Here is a 20,248-nt window from a genome sequence, read left to right on the forward strand (position 1 = left end):
CGCTAACCGCGCTCCTGCACCAATACCCAGGGGCGTACCACGACGGCCCAAAGATTCTCCGGGTCTCGCTCGCTCCAGTCCTGCGCCTGTTCATCCGTCAATAATGCAACCTTGCTCTGGTCCATCCAGCTTTTCACTGTCGCGCTGTCATCGCTGATCAATGCCTGGGCGACCTCTACCAGATCCAGATCCATTGCCGCCCACAACACCTGGCCACGGGCAAAATGCGGTTCCAGGGCTTTCCATTCGATCCTGGCAGTAGCGCCGAGAATTGCTGCATAGGTATCGGTGGGTTCGGTCATGGGGTGCTCCGGCTATCAATAAGCCGCGCATATTAACGCCCCGGCGCTGCGAAGACGAGCGTGCCCGCTGCGACCAGGTGTTGTCCTGCAACGGCCATTACTCTATCGCGCCTGAACCCTGTCTCTATCGGCCGCGTTCAGGGCTGATTGCTGGCACTTCGCGACTTTTTTGCCGCTTGGTTTCCCAGCTTCGCAAGCGGTTGCTAGACTGCTGCTATGGAGTTCACAGAATAACTGCGTTGCGACAGCCTGCAGGCCCCCTCAATCGTACGGATGACAGTGAGCAGAAAAATGAAAAAACCATACAGGAAAGCCCTTTCAAGCATGATCGCAGTGGCCGCCATGGCCGGCACCTCCGGCTTTGTAATGGCCGCAGACACCATCAAGATCGCTCTGGCCGGTCCGGTCACCGGGCCTGTCGCGCAATATGGGGACATGCAATTCATTGGGGCCAAGATGGCGATCGACCGGATCAACGCTGCGGGCGGCGTGAAGGGTAGTCAGCTCGAAGGCATGGTGTTTGACGATGCATGCGATCCGAAACAGGCCGTCGCCGTCGCCAACCGTATCGTCAATGAAGACATCCAGTTTGTGGTCGGCCATCTCTGCTCCAGTTCCACCCAGCCCGCCTCCGATATCTACGAAGATGAAGGCATCCTCATGATTACGGCGGCCTCGACCAGCCCGGAGATCACCGAACGCGGTTATGAGTTGATCTTCCGAACCATCGGTCTGGACAGCCTGCAAGGCCCCACCGCTGGCAAATATATTGTCGAGCAGGTCAAGCCGAAGAAAGTTGCGGTGGTGCACGACAAACAGCAGTACGGCGAAGGCATAGCCACTGCGGTGCGCGATGTACTGAACGAAAACAATATCGACGTCGCCCTGTTTGAAGGGATCACCGCCGGGGACAAGGATTTCTCTGCGCTGATTTCCAGGCTGCGCCAGAGCGATGTCGACTTTGTTTACTTCGGCGGCTATCACCCGGAGCTGGGGCTGATTCTGCGCCAGGCCAGAGAGCAAGGCCTGAAGGCCACCTTTATGGGGCCGGAGGGCGTCGGCAATACGGACATCACTGCGATCGCCGGCGAAGCGGCCGAAGGCATGCTGGTTACCTTGCCCAAGGCGTTCGATGAAGACCCGAAAAACGCTGACCTGGTAAAAGCCTTCAAGGATAAGAACGAGGACCCTTCCGGCGCCTTCGTATTCCCCGCTTATGCCGCTGTGCAGGTCATCGCGGACGGTATCAAGCTGGCTGACAGCACTGATCCATTCGACGTCGCCGAAGCATTGCGCTCAAACAGCTTCGAGACACCCACTGGCACGCTGAGCTTCGATGAAAAGGGCGATCTCAAGGACTTCAATTTCGTGGTCTACGAGTGGCACGCCGATTCCAGCAAAACCGCACTGTCCGAATAATGCAAATATTCGCAGGCCCGCTGGTAACCCCACGGGCCTGTTGTTATGCCCCTGACACTGCCCGCATTGACCGTCCTGTCCTTTTCCAGGTGTTGTGGCCATGCCCGATTCGCTTTACTACTTCGTCCAGCAACTGCTGAACGGCCTGACGGTCGGCAGCACCTACGCCCTGATCGCCATCGGCTACACGATGGTCTACGGCATTATCGGCATGATCAACTTCGCCCACGGCGAGGTGTACATGATCGGCAGCTATATCACCTTCATTTCCATTGCGGCTTTGGCGATGTTCGGGATCGAGTACCTGCCGCTGATGATCATCGGCACCTTCATCATCAGCATGATAGTGACGAGCGCCTACGGCTATAGCATTGAACGTGTTGCCTATCGCCCCCTGCGTGGTGGTAACCGGTTGATTCCGTTGATTTCCGCGATTGGCATGTCGATCTTTCTGCAGAATCTGGTGCGTCTGGCGCAGGGCTCGCGGGACATTGCCATGCCCAACCTGATACCCGGCGGCATCAATATCGGCCCGCCCGAGGGCTTCAGCGCAACGCTGTCCTATATGCAGATGATCATTTTCGCGGTGACGCTGGTCGCCATGACCGTGCTGACGCTGTTCATCACCCACTCACGCATGGGCCGTGCCTGCCGCGCCTGCGCTGAAGATCTGAAAATGACCAACCTGCTGGGCATCAACACCAACGGCATCATCGCATTGACCTTTGTCATCGGCGCTGCACTGGCAGCGGTTGCCGGGGTATTGCTGGGCATGTATTACGGCGTGGTGAATCCCTACATCGGTTTCATGGCCGGGCTGAAGGCCTTCACGGCGGCGGTGCTTGGCGGTATCGGCAGCATTCCCGGCGCAGTACTGGGCGGGCTGCTGCTCGGCGTAACCGAGGCCATGACCGCGGGCTATTTCAGCAGTGAATACAAGGATGTGGTTGCCTTCAGTCTGTTGATCCTGGTGCTGCTGTTCCGCCCCAGCGGCATTCTCGGGCGCCCGGAGGTGGAGAAGGTATGACCCGGCATAATCTGAAAGCCGCGGTAATTTCGGCGGTTGTGGTGGTCGCGCTTACGGGTCTGCTCATGGGGGTGCGACTCAGTCAGTCGGGCGGCGTACTGACTATCACGGGCGCCGGGCCTGATGTGTACTGGAAGATCGCGGCTGCAGCGCTTTTCATGTTCCTGTTCAATCTGTTTCGCGACCAACTGGATGCTGTGTGGCGCGCCCTGCCAGGCCTGCCAAAATCCCCGGGCGCGCTGACCGCAGTAACCGAGAAGCCGGTCGTTCGCCGCCTGTTCTGGTGTTTTCTGATCGCCGCTGCGTTGGTCTGGCCCTTCTACGCTGACCGTGGCGGCACCGATCTGGCAACACTGGTGCTTATCTACATCATGCTCGGGCTGGGGCTGAATATCGTCGTCGGCCTGGCAGGTTTACTGGATCTGGGGTACGTCGGCTTCTACGCCGTGGGAGCGTATACCTACGCTTTGCTGGCGATGTACTTTGAGATCGGGTTCTGGCCCGGGCTTTTTGCAGCAGGCGCGATGGCTGCGCTGTTCGGGTTTCTGCTGGGCTTCCCAGTGCTGCGGCTACGTGGCGACTATCTGGCCATCGTGACGCTCGGATTCGGCGAGATTATCCGCATCCTGCTGAACAACATGACCTGGCTGACCAACGGCCCGAACGGAATCGGCGGCATTCCCAAGCCCACCCTGTTCGGTCTGGAATTCAGCCGCCGTGCCGGTGACGGCATGCAGACGTTTCACGAGTTTTTCGGCATCGAGTACAGCTCCGTACACCGGGTGATGTTCCTGTATTTTCTGGCACTGGTGCTGGTGCTGGTCACGCTTTATGTCATCAATCGATTGTTGCGCATGCCGGTTGGCCGCGCCTGGGAAGCACTGCGCGAAGACGAAATCGCCTGTCGTTCACTGGGCATCAACCCTACTGCGGTCAAGCTCAACGCCTTTACCATAGGCGCAACATTCGCCGGGTTCGCCGGCTGCTTCTTCGCCGCGCGCCAGGGCTTTATCAGCCCCGAATCCTTCACCTTCATTGAATCGGCGATCATCCTTGCCATCGTTGTGTTGGGCGGGATGGGCTCGCAGGTGGGCGTGATTCTCGCGGCGATTATCATGACGCTGCTGCCTGAGGTGGCCCGCCAGTTCGACGAATACAGGATGCTATTGTTCGGTCTGCTTATGGTGCTGATGATGATCTGGCGCCCACAGGGACTGCTGCCAATGAAACGCCCGCATATGGAGTTACGGACGTGAGCGTCATCCAGCCTTTGCTTGAGGTATCCAGCCTGACCATGCGCTTCGGCGGTTTGCTTGCGGTGGACGGTGTGGAACTGAAAATCATGCCGCAACAGATCGTCTCGATGATCGGCCCCAACGGTGCCGGTAAGACGACTGTATTCAACTGTCTGACCGGCTTCTACAAGCCCAGCGCCGGACGCATCCTGTTCAACGGGGACGATATTCAGGGGTTGCCTGGCTTCAAGGTAGCGCGCAGGGGCATGGTGCGGACCTTCCAGCACGTGCGGCTGTTCAAGGAAATGTCGGTGGTGGAAAACCTGCTGGTTGCCCAACACCACAACATGAATACCAACATGCTCGCCGGCTTGTTCAAGACGCCGGCTTTTCGCCGCAGCGAGAAGGAGGCCATGGAGCGCGCGGCCTACTGGCTCGAGCGTGTAAACCTGCTCGAGTTCGCCAACCGCAAGGCCAATACGCTCGCCTATGGCCAGCAAAGACGGCTGGAAATAGCGCGCTGCATGGTCACCCAACCCGCGCTCCTGATGCTGGACGAGCCCGCCGCCGGACTCAATCCCCGCGAGACAGAGGAACTAAAAGAGCTGATTGCCGAGCTGCGCAACACGCACAATTTGACCATTCTCTTGATCGAACACGACATGAAGCTGGTCATGAGCATTTCCGATCGCATCGTGGTGATCAATCAGGGCTGCCCGCTCGCGGAAGGCACACCCGAGGAAATCCGGCAGAACCCGGATGTGATCAAGGCCTATCTGGGCGAGACCTGAGGACGTTGCATGCTGTATTTCGAGAACGTTTCGACCCACTACGGCAAGATCCAAGCATTGCATGACATCAGCATGCAGGTGCAATGCGGTGAGATCGTCACGCTGATTGGCGCGAACGGCGCGGGTAAAACGACGCTCCTGATGACGCTGTGTGGGGAGCCGCGCGCAACCAGCGGCAGCATCCGCTACGAAGGTGATGACCTGACAACGCTGACTACTGCGCAAATCATGCGCAAGGATATCGCCATCGTGCCGGAGGGCCGGCGGGTATTCTCGCGTCTCACCGTGGAAGAAAACCTGACCATGGGCGGGTACTTTGTCCGCGGCGATGAGTTCGACAAGCAACTCGATGCCACGCTGGAGCTATTTCCACGCCTCAAGGAGCGCTACCAGCAACGCGCCGGCACTATGTCTGGGGGTGAACAGCAGATGCTCGCCATCGGACGCGCCCTGATGAGCAAACCGCGGTTACTGTTGCTGGACGAGCCCTCGCTGGGGCTCGCGCCAATCATCATTCAGCAGATATTCGAGATCATCGAACAGCTGCGACACAATGGCGTGACCATCTTTCTGGTGGAGCAGAACGCCAATCAGGCGCTCAAGCTGGCAGATCGCGGCTATGTAATGGAACACGGCCGCATCGTGCTGCAGGATACCGGCGAGGCGCTACTGGCCGATCCCCAGGTGCGTAGCGCCTATCTTGGTGGTTAGGCATCCATGCTCTTCATCTGGCCGGACGCTCAAGGTGTCGCCACGTCCATACCTTTATAGGCGCAACCGTTCAGGCGTCTGCCGTTGACGGTCAGCGTTGCAGTGAGATGACGGTAATCTCCAGCGTTATCAAAACAGTCCTGCGGATAAAGCCACAATTCCAGGTCGTCGCCCTCCGCCCCGCGAAAGCTCATCGAACCATCGGGCAAGCTCTCGGCAATCATCCGCACCGGTCCCGCCTCCTGATTGGCCAGGCCGTCAAAGCGGATGCCCCGCCCGTCCGCTACCAGGCGCCAGGAGTCGTCAATGCCGCGGGCTATCCATTGGCCCGATTGCGGTTCATCAGCGCAACCCCGACCGGTTGATTGCATACGTAGCACCCGCCTGATTGATAACCTGTCGTCACGGAGCGTACCTTCGACGTCTACAAAGATCGCGATCTGTCCCGGCTGCGCAACGCGCTGGAACAGCGGTTCCACAATGGTCGCGCCTGCAACATTGACGATGGATTCATCGCGGCATCGTTGAACAGTCCATCCGTCTTCAGTGCTTTCGAGCAGGCCAACCACCCTATCGCTTTCCGACGATGACCAGGGCAACGACGAACAACCGGACAGCAAAACGGAACTGCCGCACAGCGCGAAGCAAACAGCCCTTAAACCAAGGCGCATATGTGAACCCCTTCTCTAATAACACTTTCGTCTAGGAAAACCCTGGCTACAATTGGTCACAGAATTGCGCCAGAATGCTACCCTTCGGCAACAACGAGTTATAGACAACTCCAGTTGTTCCTCTCAAGCTCTTGATTTTGGACGCGTGCATGAAAACCATAAAAGTAGTTGCCGTTTTCACCCTTAGTCTTGCTCTGGCGGCCTGCGCTTCAAAGGCTCCGGAACCTGTTCAGGTTTCCAAGCCGTGGGCTGAACCGCGCGTCGAACATCTGACCAAAGTCGCCGAGTCCCAGGGCTACGAAATTGAACGCGAGGGTGAACAGATTCGCCTGATCATTCCGGTAGACGGCAACTTCCACCCCAAGCGCACCCTGCTGCTGCCCTCCGGCCTGGTTCCTTTGAGCAAGATCGCCCAGGCTATCCGCGACGACGAAGAAACCCTTTTCTCGGTAATCGGCCATAGCGACAACGCAGGCGAAGACACCCTGAACGAACAGCAAAGCCTCGAACGCGCCCAGGCCGTAGCCAATGTCCTCATGTTAGGTGGTGTCAGCCGTAAGCGCATGCAATTAAGCAGCATGGGGGAAGAAGAACCCCGGGCAGACAATAGCACCGAGACCGGTCGTCATAAAAACCGTCGTGTAGAAATCGTAATGACCCCAGTCGCCACAAACATGGCGATGGCCGACTAACGCAATTCTGGTTGCCCCGGCTCCGGGGCAGCCAAACCTTCTTCTGTATTCTTGCTCTCGCAACCTCTCCTGCTTGTTATAACCTCCGAATTATCACAGCCTCGGTTTTCCCTGGGGGTGTAGCGCGCCTGCGCTACGCCAGGTTTCGCAATACTGGCCTATGCTCGCAATGCTGCTTACACTTGCGTCCTTTGCGCCCCGAACGGAACTGATATGAAAGAACGGCCTCAGCCCCGCGCCATCGCCCTGCTCCCGCTACTGCTATTTCTCCTGATATTTCTCGGTAGCGGGACCTATTACTCGCTGATCGGGACAGAGTTCGCGTTCTATCAAATCAAGGCACCGGTCGCGATACTCCCAGCCATCGTCCTGGCCATCCTGCTCGCACGGGAGGGGCTTAATCGAAGCCTGGATACCTTCATTGCCGGCATCGGCAACAGCAATATCATCACCATGGTGCTGGTATTCTTTCTCGCCGGGGCTTTCGCCACGGTTACCGATGCCATTGGCGGGGTAACGGCGACGGTCAACATGGGACTGAGTTTCATACCGCCTGCTTTTGTGCTGCCAGGCCTGTTCCTGATTGCTGCATTCATCTCGACTGCCATGGGTACCTCCATGGGTACCATCGGCGCGGTTGCACCTGTTGCACTTGGCTTTGCCGAAGCCACCGGCATCTCGGTTCCGGCAGCCATGGGCGCAGTGATTGGCGGCGCGATGGCCGGTGACAATCTTTCGATCATCTCCGATACCACCATCGCGGCCACTCGCACCCAGGGCGTTGCCATGCGCGACAAGTTCAAGCTGAACCTGCTGATTGCCCTGCCCGCTGCAGCCCTGACGTTGATCCTGTTGTTCATCCTCGGAGATACCGCCACCGCGCCTGCACTGGCCGATTATCAGTTTATGCTCGTGCTGCCCTATCTCGCCGTACTGGTGCTGGCGCTGAGCGGACTGAACGTATTCGCCGTGTTGATGGTAGGGATCGTGCTATCGGGATTTACCGGCATGTTCCTTGGAGAAGATTACTCGGTAGCCAGTTGGGGGAATGATATTTACAGCGGCTTCGAAGGCATGCTCGAAATCGCCGTGCTCTCCATGTTCATTGGCGGGTTATCAGCGGTAATGAAACGCGAAGGCGGTTTGGCCTGGCTACGACAGAGCATTCAAAACATCACCGCAAAACTGGGCCAAGCCGGACGTCGCAATGGTGAAGCCGCCATCGCCGCGCTGGTGAGTCTGGCCAACCTGTTCGTTGCTAATAACACCGTAGCAATCATCGTCAGCGGCAGCGTCGCCCGCGACCTGGCGGGCCACTACAACGTAGATCGCCGCCGCAGCGCCAGTTTGCTGGATATATTTTCCTGCGTAGTCCAGGGTCTTATCCCCTACGGCGCCCAAATCCTCCTGGCAGGCTCGCTAGCCGGCGTATCGCCGTTGATACTGGCCGGCCAGGTGCACTATTGCTGGTTGCTGGGAGCGGTTGCCATCGTTGCAATTATTGCTGGGTTTCCACGGCCTCGGGGAGAGGTTGTTGAGGAGGCGGGAGAGATTGGGTAAACGATGTGCACCGAGCGCGAGGGCCCGGCATCTTAGCCAGGTCAACGAGAGGCTAGGCTCGGAAAATTTCCGGGCAGCGGCTAACCGGTCAGCCGAAGGCTTCGTTAACCGCGCCCATCCGATTCTCCTTCAATCGGCATACTCTACGAACTCCGCCATCAAGTTCAAACGCTCGCGGGTATCGATTTCATATACCTTCAGCTGCATCTCGGTGAGTTTGGCTTTCCAGGTCTCATCGTCCATATCTCGCCAGTATCGAGGCTCGCGGCGGGTACGGCGATCATGTTCAGCTGTCACTGGATCATGTTGCCGCCAGGGCTCGAACAGCGGAATATCCGGCAGCGGGCGACTGGTATCCATATAGTTCTGCACGAAATCCCAACCAGCGTAATGTGGCTCAATATCACTATCGCGCGGCACAAATACATCTAAGCTAATAACGTGATTTTGATAGCGGTGCGCAATATAGAGCTGATAAAACATGTGGCCCTGGCGCGTCGGGCCGCTGTCGATATATGCGTCGAACTCGTGGAACGGATACACAAACTCGCCTATAAGCCCCTCGCTTTTATATTTGCCCATATTGTCGTAATCGAAGATGGTCACCATTCCGGTACGCCGGTTAATTTCCCATAGTGGACCCTTGGAGGGGCGCATAAACCAGTTGGGGAGTTTATGGACGACAAAAGAGCCTATGGCCCAGCAGGTTAATGGAACGCCAAAAAACCACGGTCCCGTTTCTTTCACGGAAATGTAAAGGTTGTTAACATAATCACCGTCCATTGCACCCGCTCCAACTAGCCAGAGTAACGGGACTAGTAAAACAGCCACCCAGAATACAAACCTGCCTCCGCTCCAGAGATACAACCAGAACATAGTTCTCTTAGATAAAGGCGCATAGCGAATCTGTTCATGGTTCACTTTGCCGTGATAATCATGCTGTTCGAACGTCTCGACCCGGCGTTGACCTGCGACCAGTTCCTGTTCCGCTTTCTCACTCAATCTCAGAGAAGATGGTGTTCTTCGCTGTAAAGTGCTGACAGGGTATAGCTCCTGAGTTTTCCCCCAGGGCAGTCGCGCTGTAGAGAAGCGTCGCAACCAGCCACGCTTCTCAGGGATTGGTTGTTCTGGAATATAGTCAGGATGATATGCCGTCTTAGCGTAATACTTGTTCATCGCACTGCTCGTTCCGGTACAGGTGCTTCGACGCCGTGGCTGCGCTCACTGACCCAGAAGGTCTGGTGGTGACTTTTGAATTTCGGCTTGCTGCGGTCTGCATCGCTGTAAACCAGACGATCCACAAGCGCTGGCGCAGGGTACCCGTGTTCTCTCATCGCCGTGAACTCAGACCTGCACGCGCACAGCCAAATTGTAAGTTGTCCAGATAAAGGGAGCTCGGCCCAGCCATGAAAGCGACCTTTTCCTCGACGTGGCCGGTTCAAGCTGCAGCTGAGTCGGATCAGCTGTTGGATGCGCCGGCGACTTGAGCTATGGAGTAAAGCAGCAGTCACATTATTCTCAGTGTTGGTAACGTGGTGATAGTTAACCGATAAAATCAGAGCGGATAATTCACATGCTGAGCCATCAAGTTCCGACGGCTGAACGTGTTGATTGCATCCACCTTGCTTCGCATACGGCTTTTTTCCTGCTTGAAAGGCTCCTCACTCATGTCTATCCAGAAGCGTTTCTTGCGCCCCGTTGCCTTGTCATGCTCGACCGTGGTCGGGTCGTTCCTGCGGTGCTCTTCGAATAGCGGCGCGTCCGGCAGCGGATGACTGGTGTCCATATAATTCTGAATAAAGTCCCAGAGTGCGCAGAGTTGCTCAGTGTTGCGGTCTGGTGGCTGCAAATCACCGAAGTGAATGCTGATATCCGAATAACGATGCTCCAGACTCAGCACGTTCATCGGCAGGCCCTGACGGTCCGGTGTCGTGGTGATATAGGCGTCGAACTCATGAAACGGAGCGGGTTTCTCATTCACCTGCCGCCGGCGGTACTCGAACACCGTAATCATACCGGTGCGCCGATTGAGTTCCCACTTCGGGCCCTTGCTGGGCTTGGCCCAAAGGCGGGGAAATTGGTGAATAACGAGCGACGCTAACAACCAGGCTGCTAAACAAGCAACAGCGAAAGCTGTGAACATTAATTTAAACGCTTTCACAAAAGCGCCTAAATAGTCCGCATCGGCCAGAGAGGTTACAAGTAACGCAACTACAATGCTTAGAAAAAGGAAAAGAAAGAAACCAACCTTCCCGAAAGGATGTAGAAAAAGCCAGAACTGGGAACGTTTGGCCCATGGCGCATGCCGATAATGCTCATGATCGCAACGGTCATGAAAATCGATGCGCTCCATCGGCTTGGGCTTATAGATGCCTTCGGCTTTCAGGTGCTCCCTGCGTTTGTATTCCTTCTCCCAAAACCGCAAAGTTTCCGGCTCGGGCCGCATGAAGGCTTCTGGCACCACTTTCTGGGTATTGCCCCAAGGTAAGCGCCGGCCGGCCAAACGTTTGAGACCTGAGCCTGGCTTTGCGGACGGCTGGGTTTCTAGCTTTGCCGATGAGTACGAGGTTGATGTGTAGCAAGATAATCCCATCAGCCTACTGCTCCTATGGCCGCGTGGCTCTCTTGGTCGGCCCAGAGAATTTGGTCTTTCTTCATCAGGTAGAGCTCTGTCTATGCAGCGGAATTGATTGCCGAAAACTCGTGGACAACCACTTTTTTGTTCTTTGTCAACGAGACTCATCCAAGCCTGTCGACCTACCTAACTACTCGCCCGCACTCGTTCCTCTGGATATCTATCAATCGGCTGGTTGGCCCGTCTGGCTTCAGGCGTTCCGATACTTCTTTAGGCCAGTCGTGTTGGCTCCGCTTTATTGCCATGTCGCGGGTAAAATCCCAGAGAACAGAAGCCGGATAGAGAAGAACATGGAAACAGACCCGAAAGAGATGGCCCGCACTTCGGGTTTCTAGGAAACCTTTCCACGGTAGCTTGATATCATCTCGTCGATTATGTTGGTTGAGCTTGATCTGCTGTTTTACGCAATCAGGCGAGCTAGTGCCATCACCCTGCTCATCAAGCCATGGACCTCGATCCATATATGCCTGCAGATCAGCCCAAACATGCTGTTGCAGCGCAAGCGATTTGCCCATCGGCAAGCCAAGGGCTACGAAAATGCGATCTTCGGGCTCGCCAAAGCGCTGCATCATTATTTCAAGCAGGCTGCTGGTCATTGCACCAGTATTCTGGTGTACCATTTTATATTCGTAGGCTATAGCACCTATATCGTCCCACGGGGCGTGGTAGAGACGTCCGGCGTGCTGATAGTAGACCTCTCGGGTCCGGCGATTGAGAAGGATTGGTGCTGAAGATGGAGTGAATACCTCCCAGAAAAAAGGAACAATCAACATAGCTGCGGCGACCAGGAAAACTTGCCACGCGAATTCGAAGTCTCCGTCAAGTAAGAGGTAGCCGGTTATTAACAAACACATCGTCCCACCATACCCACCCAACGCCCCTGTCCAGATACCTTTGAACATTTCATCGTTAGCTCGAAACGATAATAAATTCTCGTTTTGCTCCTGAATATCAATGGGCATCATCGGAGCAACTTCACACTGATCTGATGAGCTCAAAATTAAACTGGGCTTATACTGTGCAGCTTGGTATCGTATTAGCGTGGCTGCCATTACATCCATGCTGAGTCCTTAATTTCCACATTTAGCAATTCAAATCCTTCAATGGGCGAGTAGTAAAGTATGCCCTCGACTTTGACCAAGCGACCTTTGTCTGGCTCTGGGTGGTATACGCGCCAATGGCAAAACTATACCTTCTGTTATCCCCCGATGCGGACGTTTGCTTATGTCTAATGCACAGTCACAAACTATGGAAGATAGTTTAACCGGTCTATACACCACGTTTCGCTGCCGTTTCCAGCACGTGCGGCCGTGGGGAACACCCCTGAGAATCCCAGGGAGGCTGGGCCGAGACTGAGCTGGATGGACCAACTTTTGTGCCGTTAGGCTATCCCCTGTGGATGTCATCAAAATCATCGCCCTTGGGCGTAGCATGGATGCCCTTGGCTTCCTGATTTCGGTAGTAGCGTTCGATACTTAAGTCCGGATCAATCTTCTCTTGCAGAACGCAAGGGTGTTGCTGCCATGGGTAAGCTTTCAGTTTTTCACTCAGGGCGCGTCCTTCCCTGCGGCTCCACGTCTCCGCATCGATATCGCGCCAATACCGGGATGCACGACCGCATGCCTTATCGTGGGCAGCTGTCACCGGATCCAGGTGTCGGCTTTGTTCAAGGATGGGTAAGTCTGGCAAAGGTTGCTCGACATCCATGTATCGCTGCAAGGTGTCCCAGAAAGCTAGCACGTTGGGTTTGTCCAGGCCCAAACTATGTAACTTGGTGGCGAGACATACTTTGGTGCTGGTATAGCGGTGATACAGCCAGAGGACATAATCGTGCCCCCCATGCGGCGTCAGCTGTAACTGGCAAACCGCATCAAATTCGTAGAATGGAGCGACAAAAGGTTTACGAAAACGTCGAGCGATAGTCAACGTACCTTCACGCCGATCGAAGCCGCTGCCGTCATGAGTGTAAAAGCGGGCATATATCCATAGCAACGCATCCGCACCAAACAGCCCTATCGAAGACAAAATCATACCAAGCCAAAACGCCGTCTGTTCCGGCCAGTAACCCCATAGGGCGTTTTGGTCCCAAGCGATAACAGCGGCGGTGAGTACAGCAGTCAAAACCAGCAGCAGAAATCCGTATAGCCAACGTTTGTCAAACAGTGCCAGACTAGTGATAACTAGCAATACGGTTACTGCTGGAACAAAAAAGTTGCTCTCCAAGATAGAAGATATTTTTGGCCCCCACACGAAAAACGGAAAGACATAGCACATCATTTTCAAGATAAACAGGAAATATGGTATCCGGCTCAGGTTTTCAAATCTCCATCTTCTTGCATCGCAGTAGATACGCTTTTCCCTATCTTCGCGAACCTGCCTCTCATAGGTAGTATGAAGTTCTGCTTCAAGTTGATGCTCCACTTCAACAGCGGAATTTAGCGCAGCATAGTGACCCCAGGCCAACCGACTATCCATCACGCCAGCGCGAAGATTTTTTTCTGCTGCCAGCGCAGGGATGCTGCTAGCAGAAAAAGCAGCAGGACCATACGAGGGATGCCTTTCCTGAGGGGTCATACCTTGAATTCCGTGGTTTCGATTAGCCAATAAGGTGCCTCATTTAACTTGTCGGTGGGCGAAGGAGTGCGGAGAAAAGCAGCGTTATAAGGTTTCCAACGTTTAGGACTGGGCTGGGGCAACACAAGCGGCTGGCCTGTCGCCTCGCCGATATCAATGCGAAATTGGGCCATAATTTGCAGCCGCTGAGTGACTCGATAGTCATGGCATTGCAAGGATGTCATTTTTATTAATGGAAATTGTTTAGGTAAAACATAGACAACAGTGGCGTCGTCCAGCGGCAGAGCTGACACCTTAGCGTCACCAATAACACGATGCTCAACCCGCTCGACGTCAAATATTCCGGTAAGCGGCAATACTCCAACTTGCTCTAATGCGTGTAATCGAAATTGCCCTCCTAGACCGAACATGGAAAGCAACGGCGAATGCAGAGTCACTATCCAGTCGTCGGCTTCGAGGGGCTGGGTATCTGGTGGCTGGCAAATGTATGGACGAAGCATGCGCTTTCCACTAATCCGCTCTAGCTTTTTACTGTGATGGTGTGGAGCGCCCTGCATCCAATCCGCCAAGCGCTCGACCCGAACTACCGGCTTCCCAAGGATGCCAAGCAACTGTATATAGGCATTCTGCGGATCGGCAAGGTGAGCGAATCGTTCATCGTCACCCAGCAGACTGTCGAGCACACCTGCCCGGCCATGCTGCCTGCCGAAGGGTCCATTTTTTAAAAGTGCTTCAATATCACTATCAATTAGCCAGCCGGCGATAATGCTCCCTCCGATAAACAGTACTGCACCTGCGGCCAGCACAATCGGATTGATCGACATGCCTAGAACATAAGCTCCCCAGGCGGCGCCGCCAGTGGCTGCCATACCATAAGCCAATGCGGCATCCCGGTCACCCTGGTGCCACGCTCGCTTAGCATCCCATGCGCATAGTACAGCGCTATAAAGTAGCGCCCCGCCAGACAATGATCGAAGAATCGGTAGTTTAGAACTACCGGTTTGTTCGATAAGATTCGCACGCCATTGAGTGAACGGTTTAGGAACGCCAAAACGAGGTTTATTAAGTAAATAAACCAGCCCATTTCCTTGACCTGATAACGGTTTTGCTATGCTTCCGATTGCCGTAGCAAGATCAGCTAATGCCAAAATCTTTCCAGCTTGATATCGAATGTCGCCTTCCGTGCCTTCAGACAACAATCCTTTCATGTCAATACTTTGAGCCTGCAAGTTATACAAAGCACATGCCACAGCAACCAATGGCAGTGCAGGAGTTCGGGTCACTGTCTCTACATGACTGCTTAAAGTTGTTTTCCAGGCGTTGAATCGATGGACCTCAGGATGATTTTCTGGAGCAACGATCAATGTTGCGCTCCCCTGGTTGGGCAACAGATTGCCGCCAAGCTGGCGCGGACTACTCGATCCTATAACACGGTTTTCATGATCGAGGATATTTCCGTAGAGGTAGTGTTTGCGGCTAAGAGTGGTTCGCTCCGTAGGCGTTAGACCATAGCGAAGATTGCCAGTATTCACACCTACGATACGTAAATTCTGGGCTTGCGCCTCCCCGGCCTTCATCAATTGGAGCCCACGCCATTTCGGTGAGAGCCGGCTTAGAACGCCGAGGGAGGGTGCGAACAGTCGGTGAAAGTCGACCTGTATCAAGACCTCACTTGCCTTGAGCCTATTGATATGGGTCAGAACTGTCAGCGAAAAATACTCCATTGCGTCTGCAACCAGCGCATTCAGATTCTTGAACACCATCCCACGATCAGTATCTTCCGGGTCGATGTCGACTATCTGCAGCAGACTACTTAAACCCATATTTTTCGGTTCTGGCGACCGGCTGTTTCGGGCCAGGGCTTGAATGCGGATAACCGCTTCCGGCAGCTCCCCATCCTTTCCTGCAAGCATGGTCCGCGTTAGTTCGTGTGTCCCGCTTAGCAGGCTTTGACTAAGGCGAACAAGAGCTCTCTGAAAACCGCTGCTCGTTGCAGCGAGACACAGAGCATCAGACTGGGCTGGATTTTTACAAAGTGCATCCAGAGCTTCGGCTAGCAACACGTACGGCTCTAACAGTCGCTCGTCTCTGCTCATTAGCCAGTCCTGGGCTACGTACGTCAGTTGTCTCCCATCAAATAGATCTATCAGCCGCTTAAGCATGCCTTCCATGTATTCACGGGCATCGCGCCGCGGAAGCTCAAAAACGACGTCATTCAACTGGTCGGTATCCAGATGAGCCCTGAACTTGGACAGGGGGTTGTTAGCCTCGTGCATCACGGTACTGTGCAACACTTGGGCATAACGCCCATTCGGGACGTGTGGTATCAAAGCGTTGAGCGCTAGCAAGTAATGTTCCGCTTGCCGTATCTGCGCTATGGCATGACGTAGCGTGAAAAGCGGGTCGTCAAGCATCAGACCAACCAGCTTCGGGTAGCCTCTAAGTGATCTTTCAGCAAGAACATCAGCGACTGCAGCGAAGTTTGTGAGAGGTTGAGGTACATCCGCACGTTCGTAGGCGGCGAGCTGCTCAAGGACTCGCTGCAACTTAGCCGCCCAGTCGCCAGCAGGAATGTTGGCTAGTGCAGGCTTGAACAACGCGGGATCATCCATCAGACTCTCGACGCTAAAATCCCGTGGACGCAGCCCTTCTGTCTCCTTGTCGATCACCAAGACAGGCATCGCTTGGCTGGCACTCCACCGCTCTCCGCCGATCATAGCAGCCGCCCACGCTGGGCCTACCTCATGGCATCGAGCACTTATGCGGTCACTACGTTCTTCTAGCCAGCTAATGTATTCCCACGTCCAAGGCAGCTCACTATAGGCCATTTGGTATTCATTACCGACAAATCGTCCTTGGAGCAGCATGGGCACAAGAACAAGCGCTTGCTCCTTGCCTACTGCAGGACGAATGTCAGCATCTTGTTTCTCTGACATCCGCCGCCAATGTGTGACATCCACATCGGACAGATTTCCCTTACCATCGCAAACCAGCTCTCGCCATAGCCTTTTTTTACGAAAAACATAGATCCGTCCGGCACGAGGCAATGCACCCTTTGGTGATTGATTATATCGGTCGTAACCGGGTAGGCGCGCCAAGGGCATGACAGCGAGGAAGGTATTCTGTTGAATTTCGGGCTCTTCCTCGTGGCTGCGCATGTCATTTTCAATAACAATTTGCAGAGTGCCGCCATCGGTGCGATCGATATTCAGAGCCAGTCTGGCTCGGCGCGCGTCTTCATATTCTGTGCGCTTTCGAGTGCCTTGCTGTATCGACTGATCCTTCAGCTCGTTCATGCTTCATTCTCTGGGTCGAGTAGTTGTACCTGTCCGCCGGCGTCCGGGTCGCCCCACACGTCTATTATCAGCTGGCTGGGCCCAGGCCCCTTCGAATCCAGCGATACTTTCGGGTTCGATGCGGTGCCGTGGCTACGGTCACCTGTAGCCGCGAATTCGCCTCCCTCAGGTTTCTCTGGCAACAACGGCGCCGCCCCGCTTCCCTTACCGGCACTCCCACCTGAATTCATCTTCACACTCGGCCCCACCAGCGTCACGCCGCTTGGATCGAGCTTCACAAAACTGCCTCCAACTTTGAAAGTAATCTCAGAGCCTGCCTCCAGCACCACCTTCATGCCGCTGGACAAATGAATTTCCTGGCCGGCTTCGATGAATTGGCCGTGGCCTAGTTTGACGTGTTGACTGCCTGCGACGGTCAGGTGATCGTCGGCATTGATTTCTGTGCGGCGGTCGCTGTGGGTGGTGTGGTGTTCTTCGGCGAGCAGTTCGGTGTAGCTGTTGGCTTCGACACGGTCGTGGCGTTCGTGGCCGACGCGGATGCTCTGGTTGTGCTGGATGTTCTGATCCCAGTCGCGCTGGGCGTGGATGAAGATCTGTTCTTCATTCTTTTTGTCTTCGATGCGCAGTTCGTTGAAGCCTTCACCGCCGGGGCTGCTGAGTGTCTTGAACACGCTGCGGGTTTTGTTTGCCGGCAGGTCATAGGGAACCTGATATACCTTGTGGTACAGGCAGCCGGTGACCAGGGGTTGATCCGGATCGCCTTCGAGGAAGGAGACCAGCACTTCCATCCCGACGCGGGGAATAGCGATGCCGCCGTAACGGTCGCCGGCCCAGCTGCTCGCAACGCGTAACCAGCAGCTGGTCTTGTCATTGCCCTGACCGTGACGGTCCCAATGGAACTGGACATTGATACGGCCGTATTGATCGCAGTGGATTTCTTCGCCTTGCGGACCGGTTACGACAGCTGTCTGGTTACCCAGTACCTGGGGCTTGGGGTGTTCGAGTTGGGGACGATAGGGCACATCCCAGGGCGTGGCGGTGAAGCGGTTGCGGTAGCCCTGCGTAAAGCCATCGGCAGCGGTGACGTCACTGGTGACAGACTCTTCCAGCACTTGAGGCTGTTTGCCTTCGTGGTGAATCTCGGTGAGTAGCCAGAGGTCGTTCCAGCTGTCGCGGCTGTGGTTGGCGAGCGGTAGAAAATGTCCGGTAACAAGCAATGGCTGGTCGCTTGAGCCTTCAGCGAGGCGGTAGTCGCTGCGGTGGCGTTCCAGGCTGCGCTGGGCCAGATGCTTGCCGCGTTCGCGGTCGGTAAAGCGGCCGGGATAATCATAGTCTTCCAAATCAGGGGCGGCTGTGCCCCGGGCAGCGCTTTCCAGTTGCAGACGCGGTTTTTCAAAATCGTAATCGCGGCGGGTGACGCGACTCGGGCGGGTTTCCAGGCGCAGGGCGAAGCGCTTGATCACCGGCTCATCCGCGACCATGCCGTTGCCTTGTTCGAAGCGGGTAGGCTTCAGCTTGGGAAAAGAGGTCTGGTCGTCGCCAAAGACGATGGTGTGGCTCTCATCCGTGTGTTCGAAGTGGTAGTGAATCCCTTCTTCTTCACACAAGCGCTGCAGGAAATGCAGGTCGGTCTCGTCGTACTGGGTGCAGTAGTCCCGTTCCGGGTACTGACTGCCCAACTGAAAACGGTAGGTGTTGCCTTGGATGCCATGGTCTTCGAGGATCTGCGCAATGATCTGCGGTACAGATAAATGCTGGAAGATGCGCTGATTGATGCGGTGCGCCAGGTAAGCCAGTTGCGGCACGAGAATGATGCGGTAACGCGTCAGACGTTTGCCGGCTTCGCCTTGGGCGATGCTGTGGATCAGGCCATGTACACCGCGACCATCAGCGGCGAAAGCGAGAAAGGCAGGCTTGTGCAGGAAGCCTTCGATGTCCAGATCCGGAATTCCGCTGACCAGATCCAGCTCGAAACGATAGGGTCGGCACAGGGCTTCGTGGCCAGTGAATTCAAGGACCTTGAAGTCGTGCGAAAGGCCTTGAATGGCCAGATTGAAATGGGGCTGGTTGGCCGGGGCGAACATCCGATGTCCTCATCAATATGCAACACTGCCCTTCCGACTGGGGTGTCGACTGCCGAAAAACCATCGACCGGCGCAGGGCCGGTCGATGGGTGATTCTCGCAAAATTATGCGGAGATCGGCGTGCGCCAGTCGTCAGAACCGGAGGTGCCGGACACTTCGTGCGTCCAGATGATCTTGCGGTAGGTGAAGTACACGTCTTCCAGATGAGTGAAATGCGACAGGCTTGGATCCTGGCAGTTCGGCATGCGCGACTGAACGTCAACGATGATCGCGTCCTGCAGCTCGATGGTAAAGTAGTGCTCCTGGGTACCCGTGGCTGAAGTGCGGTACCACTCCAGACGGCACTTGTTGAGACGCTCGCCAGAGGTCAGCGAGTTGAAAAGCAGCGGCGAAGACTTGTCGAACACCTTGGTGATCATCAGCGGTTTATGAACGCGCTGGCCGGTGGGCTGACCGGATTGCGGATCACGTGGAATGATGACCTGATGATCAAAAGCCTGAACCAGAATCTGGTCTTCGTGGCCTTCCTGAAAAATGTTGCCCACAGAATCTTCGGTGAAAGTGCCGGCGGTGATAAGGCCCTGTTTGGTGCCTTCGATAGTCAGATACGCTGGTGTTGGCATGAAAGCTCTCCTTGCCTGGGTTCGTGGATCTTTGTTGATCCGGGAACCCTATACGTATCAAGAGCTGTGCCAGGCTAAAAATATCTCCATAAATCAACCACTTACGAAACAATAGAAAATGCATTCCAGTCCCCGCGCGAAGCGGGTCACAAAGCGGTGGGCAGCTTCCTGCTCAAGGTGCGCAAAAAGTTGCGCACTCAGCCCTCACCACCGCAAACTGGATCGCTAACAGTTTGCGCACAGACTTATCCACAGGAAACTGCGCAACTTGTTGCCACATCGCTATTGCTTCCAGGGCTCCCCTTTTGTCCGCTCTACCCGTTGCAGCTGCAGGTGCATGGCTGCCTGGGCCATCATGTTGGCGCTGGTCGGGGCAGTGATGAACAGAAAGATGGTGATGAGCAGCTCATGCATGCTGAGGCCGTCTCCCTTGGTGCTGAAGTAGATCAGCGAGCCAATTACCAGCGCGCCAACCCCAAGCGTTGTCGCCTTGGTCGGGCCATGCAGGCGCATGAAGAAATCCGGTAGCTTCAACAAGCCGATTGAGCCGATCAATGCGAATACGCTGCCTATCAGAATCAGCGCGGCGACCAGCCACTCGATCCAGGTGGTGTCGTTCATGAGCACT

17 protein-coding genes are annotated in these 20,248 nt (G+C 55.3%); 7 read left to right on the top strand and 10 right to left on the bottom strand.

Annotated features, from left to right (window positions below):
• Positions 1-2: 2 nt before the first annotated feature.
• Positions 3-302 carry a DUF2288 domain-containing protein gene (locus tag HG264_RS08025; protein WP_169407174.1) on the bottom strand — a complete coding sequence of 100 codons (300 nt, stop codon included), beginning with the start codon at positions 300-302 and terminating at the stop codon, positions 3-5.
• 291 nt (positions 303-593) lie between these two features.
• On the opposite strand from HG264_RS08025, the gene HG264_RS08030 reads away from it, so the two are divergent.
• From HG264_RS08030 to HG264_RS08050, 5 genes are all read left to right on the top strand, one after another.
• Entirely contained in the window at positions 594-1,721 is a 1,128-nt protein-coding gene (locus HG264_RS08030; RefSeq protein WP_169407175.1) for a branched-chain amino acid ABC transporter substrate-binding protein, read from the top strand.
• 100 nt (positions 1,722-1,821) lie between these two features.
• Entirely contained in the window at positions 1,822-2,748 is a 927-nt protein-coding gene (gene livH / locus HG264_RS08035; protein WP_169407176.1) for a high-affinity branched-chain amino acid ABC transporter permease LivH, read from the top strand.
• The gene (locus HG264_RS08040) at positions 2,745-4,004 is read left to right on the top strand and encodes a high-affinity branched-chain amino acid ABC transporter permease LivM (RefSeq protein WP_169407177.1); all 1,260 of its coding nucleotides are present in this window, start codon (positions 2,745-2,747) and stop codon (positions 4,002-4,004) included. The genes livH and HG264_RS08040 overlap by 4 nt, the downstream gene beginning before the upstream one ends.
• Positions 4,005-4,009: 5 nt before the next feature.
• The gene (livG, locus tag HG264_RS08045; RefSeq protein WP_372240227.1) at positions 4,010-4,774 is read left to right on the top strand and encodes a high-affinity branched-chain amino acid ABC transporter ATP-binding protein LivG; all 765 of its coding nucleotides are present in this window, start codon (positions 4,010-4,012) and stop codon (positions 4,772-4,774) included.
• A gap of 9 nt (positions 4,775-4,783) precedes the next feature.
• Complete coding sequence (locus tag HG264_RS08050; protein WP_169407178.1) at positions 4,784-5,485, top strand: ABC transporter ATP-binding protein; 702 nt, start codon at positions 4,784-4,786, stop codon at positions 5,483-5,485.
• A 29-nt stretch (positions 5,486-5,514) separates the two neighbouring features.
• On the opposite strand, the gene HG264_RS08055 is transcribed toward HG264_RS08050, so the two are convergent.
• The gene (locus HG264_RS08055; RefSeq protein ID WP_169407179.1) at positions 5,515-5,964 is read right to left on the bottom strand and encodes a hypothetical protein; all 450 of its coding nucleotides are present in this window, start codon (positions 5,962-5,964) and stop codon (positions 5,515-5,517) included.
• A 341-nt stretch (positions 5,965-6,305) separates the two neighbouring features.
• On the opposite strand from HG264_RS08055, the gene HG264_RS08060 reads away from it, so the two are divergent.
• Entirely contained in the window at positions 6,306-6,848 is a 543-nt protein-coding gene (locus tag HG264_RS08060) for an OmpA family protein (RefSeq protein WP_169407180.1), read from the top strand.
• Positions 6,849-7,061: 213 nt separating this feature from the next.
• Positions 7,062-8,408 (top strand): Na+/H+ antiporter NhaC family protein, encoded by a 1,347-nt coding sequence (locus HG264_RS08065; protein ID WP_169407181.1) that lies wholly within the window; start codon positions 7,062-7,064, stop codon positions 8,406-8,408.
• 129 nt (positions 8,409-8,537) lie between these two features.
• On the opposite strand, the gene HG264_RS08070 is transcribed toward HG264_RS08065, so the two are convergent.
• From HG264_RS08070 to HG264_RS08105, 8 genes are all read right to left on the bottom strand, one after another.
• A complete protein-coding gene (locus HG264_RS08070) occupies positions 8,538-9,584 on the bottom strand; it encodes a hypothetical protein (RefSeq protein WP_169407182.1) in 1,047 nt (348 codons plus the stop codon).
• A gap of 379 nt (positions 9,585-9,963) precedes the next feature.
• The gene (locus HG264_RS08075) at positions 9,964-11,001 is read right to left on the bottom strand and encodes a hypothetical protein (protein WP_169407183.1); all 1,038 of its coding nucleotides are present in this window, start codon (positions 10,999-11,001) and stop codon (positions 9,964-9,966) included.
• 164 nt (positions 11,002-11,165) lie between these two features.
• On the bottom strand, positions 11,166-12,104 hold the full coding sequence (locus tag HG264_RS08080; protein WP_169407184.1) for a hypothetical protein: 939 nt from the start codon (positions 12,102-12,104) through the stop codon (positions 11,166-11,168).
• A 325-nt stretch (positions 12,105-12,429) separates the two neighbouring features.
• Positions 12,430-13,059, bottom strand: a complete 630-nt coding sequence (locus tag HG264_RS08085) for a hypothetical protein (RefSeq protein WP_372240228.1) — start codon at positions 13,057-13,059, stop codon at positions 12,430-12,432.
• A 554-nt stretch (positions 13,060-13,613) separates the two neighbouring features.
• Positions 13,614-16,913, bottom strand: a complete 3,300-nt coding sequence (locus HG264_RS08090) for a hypothetical protein (RefSeq protein ID WP_169407185.1) — start codon at positions 16,911-16,913, stop codon at positions 13,614-13,616.
• Positions 16,910-18,997 carry a type VI secretion system tip protein TssI/VgrG gene (gene tssI, locus HG264_RS08095; RefSeq protein ID WP_169407186.1) on the bottom strand — a complete coding sequence of 696 codons (2,088 nt, stop codon included), beginning with the start codon at positions 18,995-18,997 and terminating at the stop codon, positions 16,910-16,912. Before tssI ends, HG264_RS08090 begins: the two co-directional genes overlap by 4 nt.
• Positions 18,998-19,101: 104 nt before the next feature.
• The gene (locus HG264_RS08100; protein WP_169407187.1) at positions 19,102-19,620 is read right to left on the bottom strand and encodes an Hcp family type VI secretion system effector; all 519 of its coding nucleotides are present in this window, start codon (positions 19,618-19,620) and stop codon (positions 19,102-19,104) included.
• Between the two features lie 282 nt (positions 19,621-19,902).
• Positions 19,903-20,241 carry a Na+/H+ antiporter subunit G gene (locus HG264_RS08105; RefSeq protein WP_169407188.1) on the bottom strand — a complete coding sequence of 113 codons (339 nt, stop codon included), beginning with the start codon at positions 20,239-20,241 and terminating at the stop codon, positions 19,903-19,905.
• Between the last annotated feature and the right edge of the window lie 7 nt (positions 20,242-20,248).

The sequence above is a fragment of the Pseudomonas sp. gcc21 genome (assembly GCF_012844345.1).
Taxonomy (GTDB): domain Bacteria; phylum Pseudomonadota; class Gammaproteobacteria; order Pseudomonadales; family Pseudomonadaceae; genus Halopseudomonas.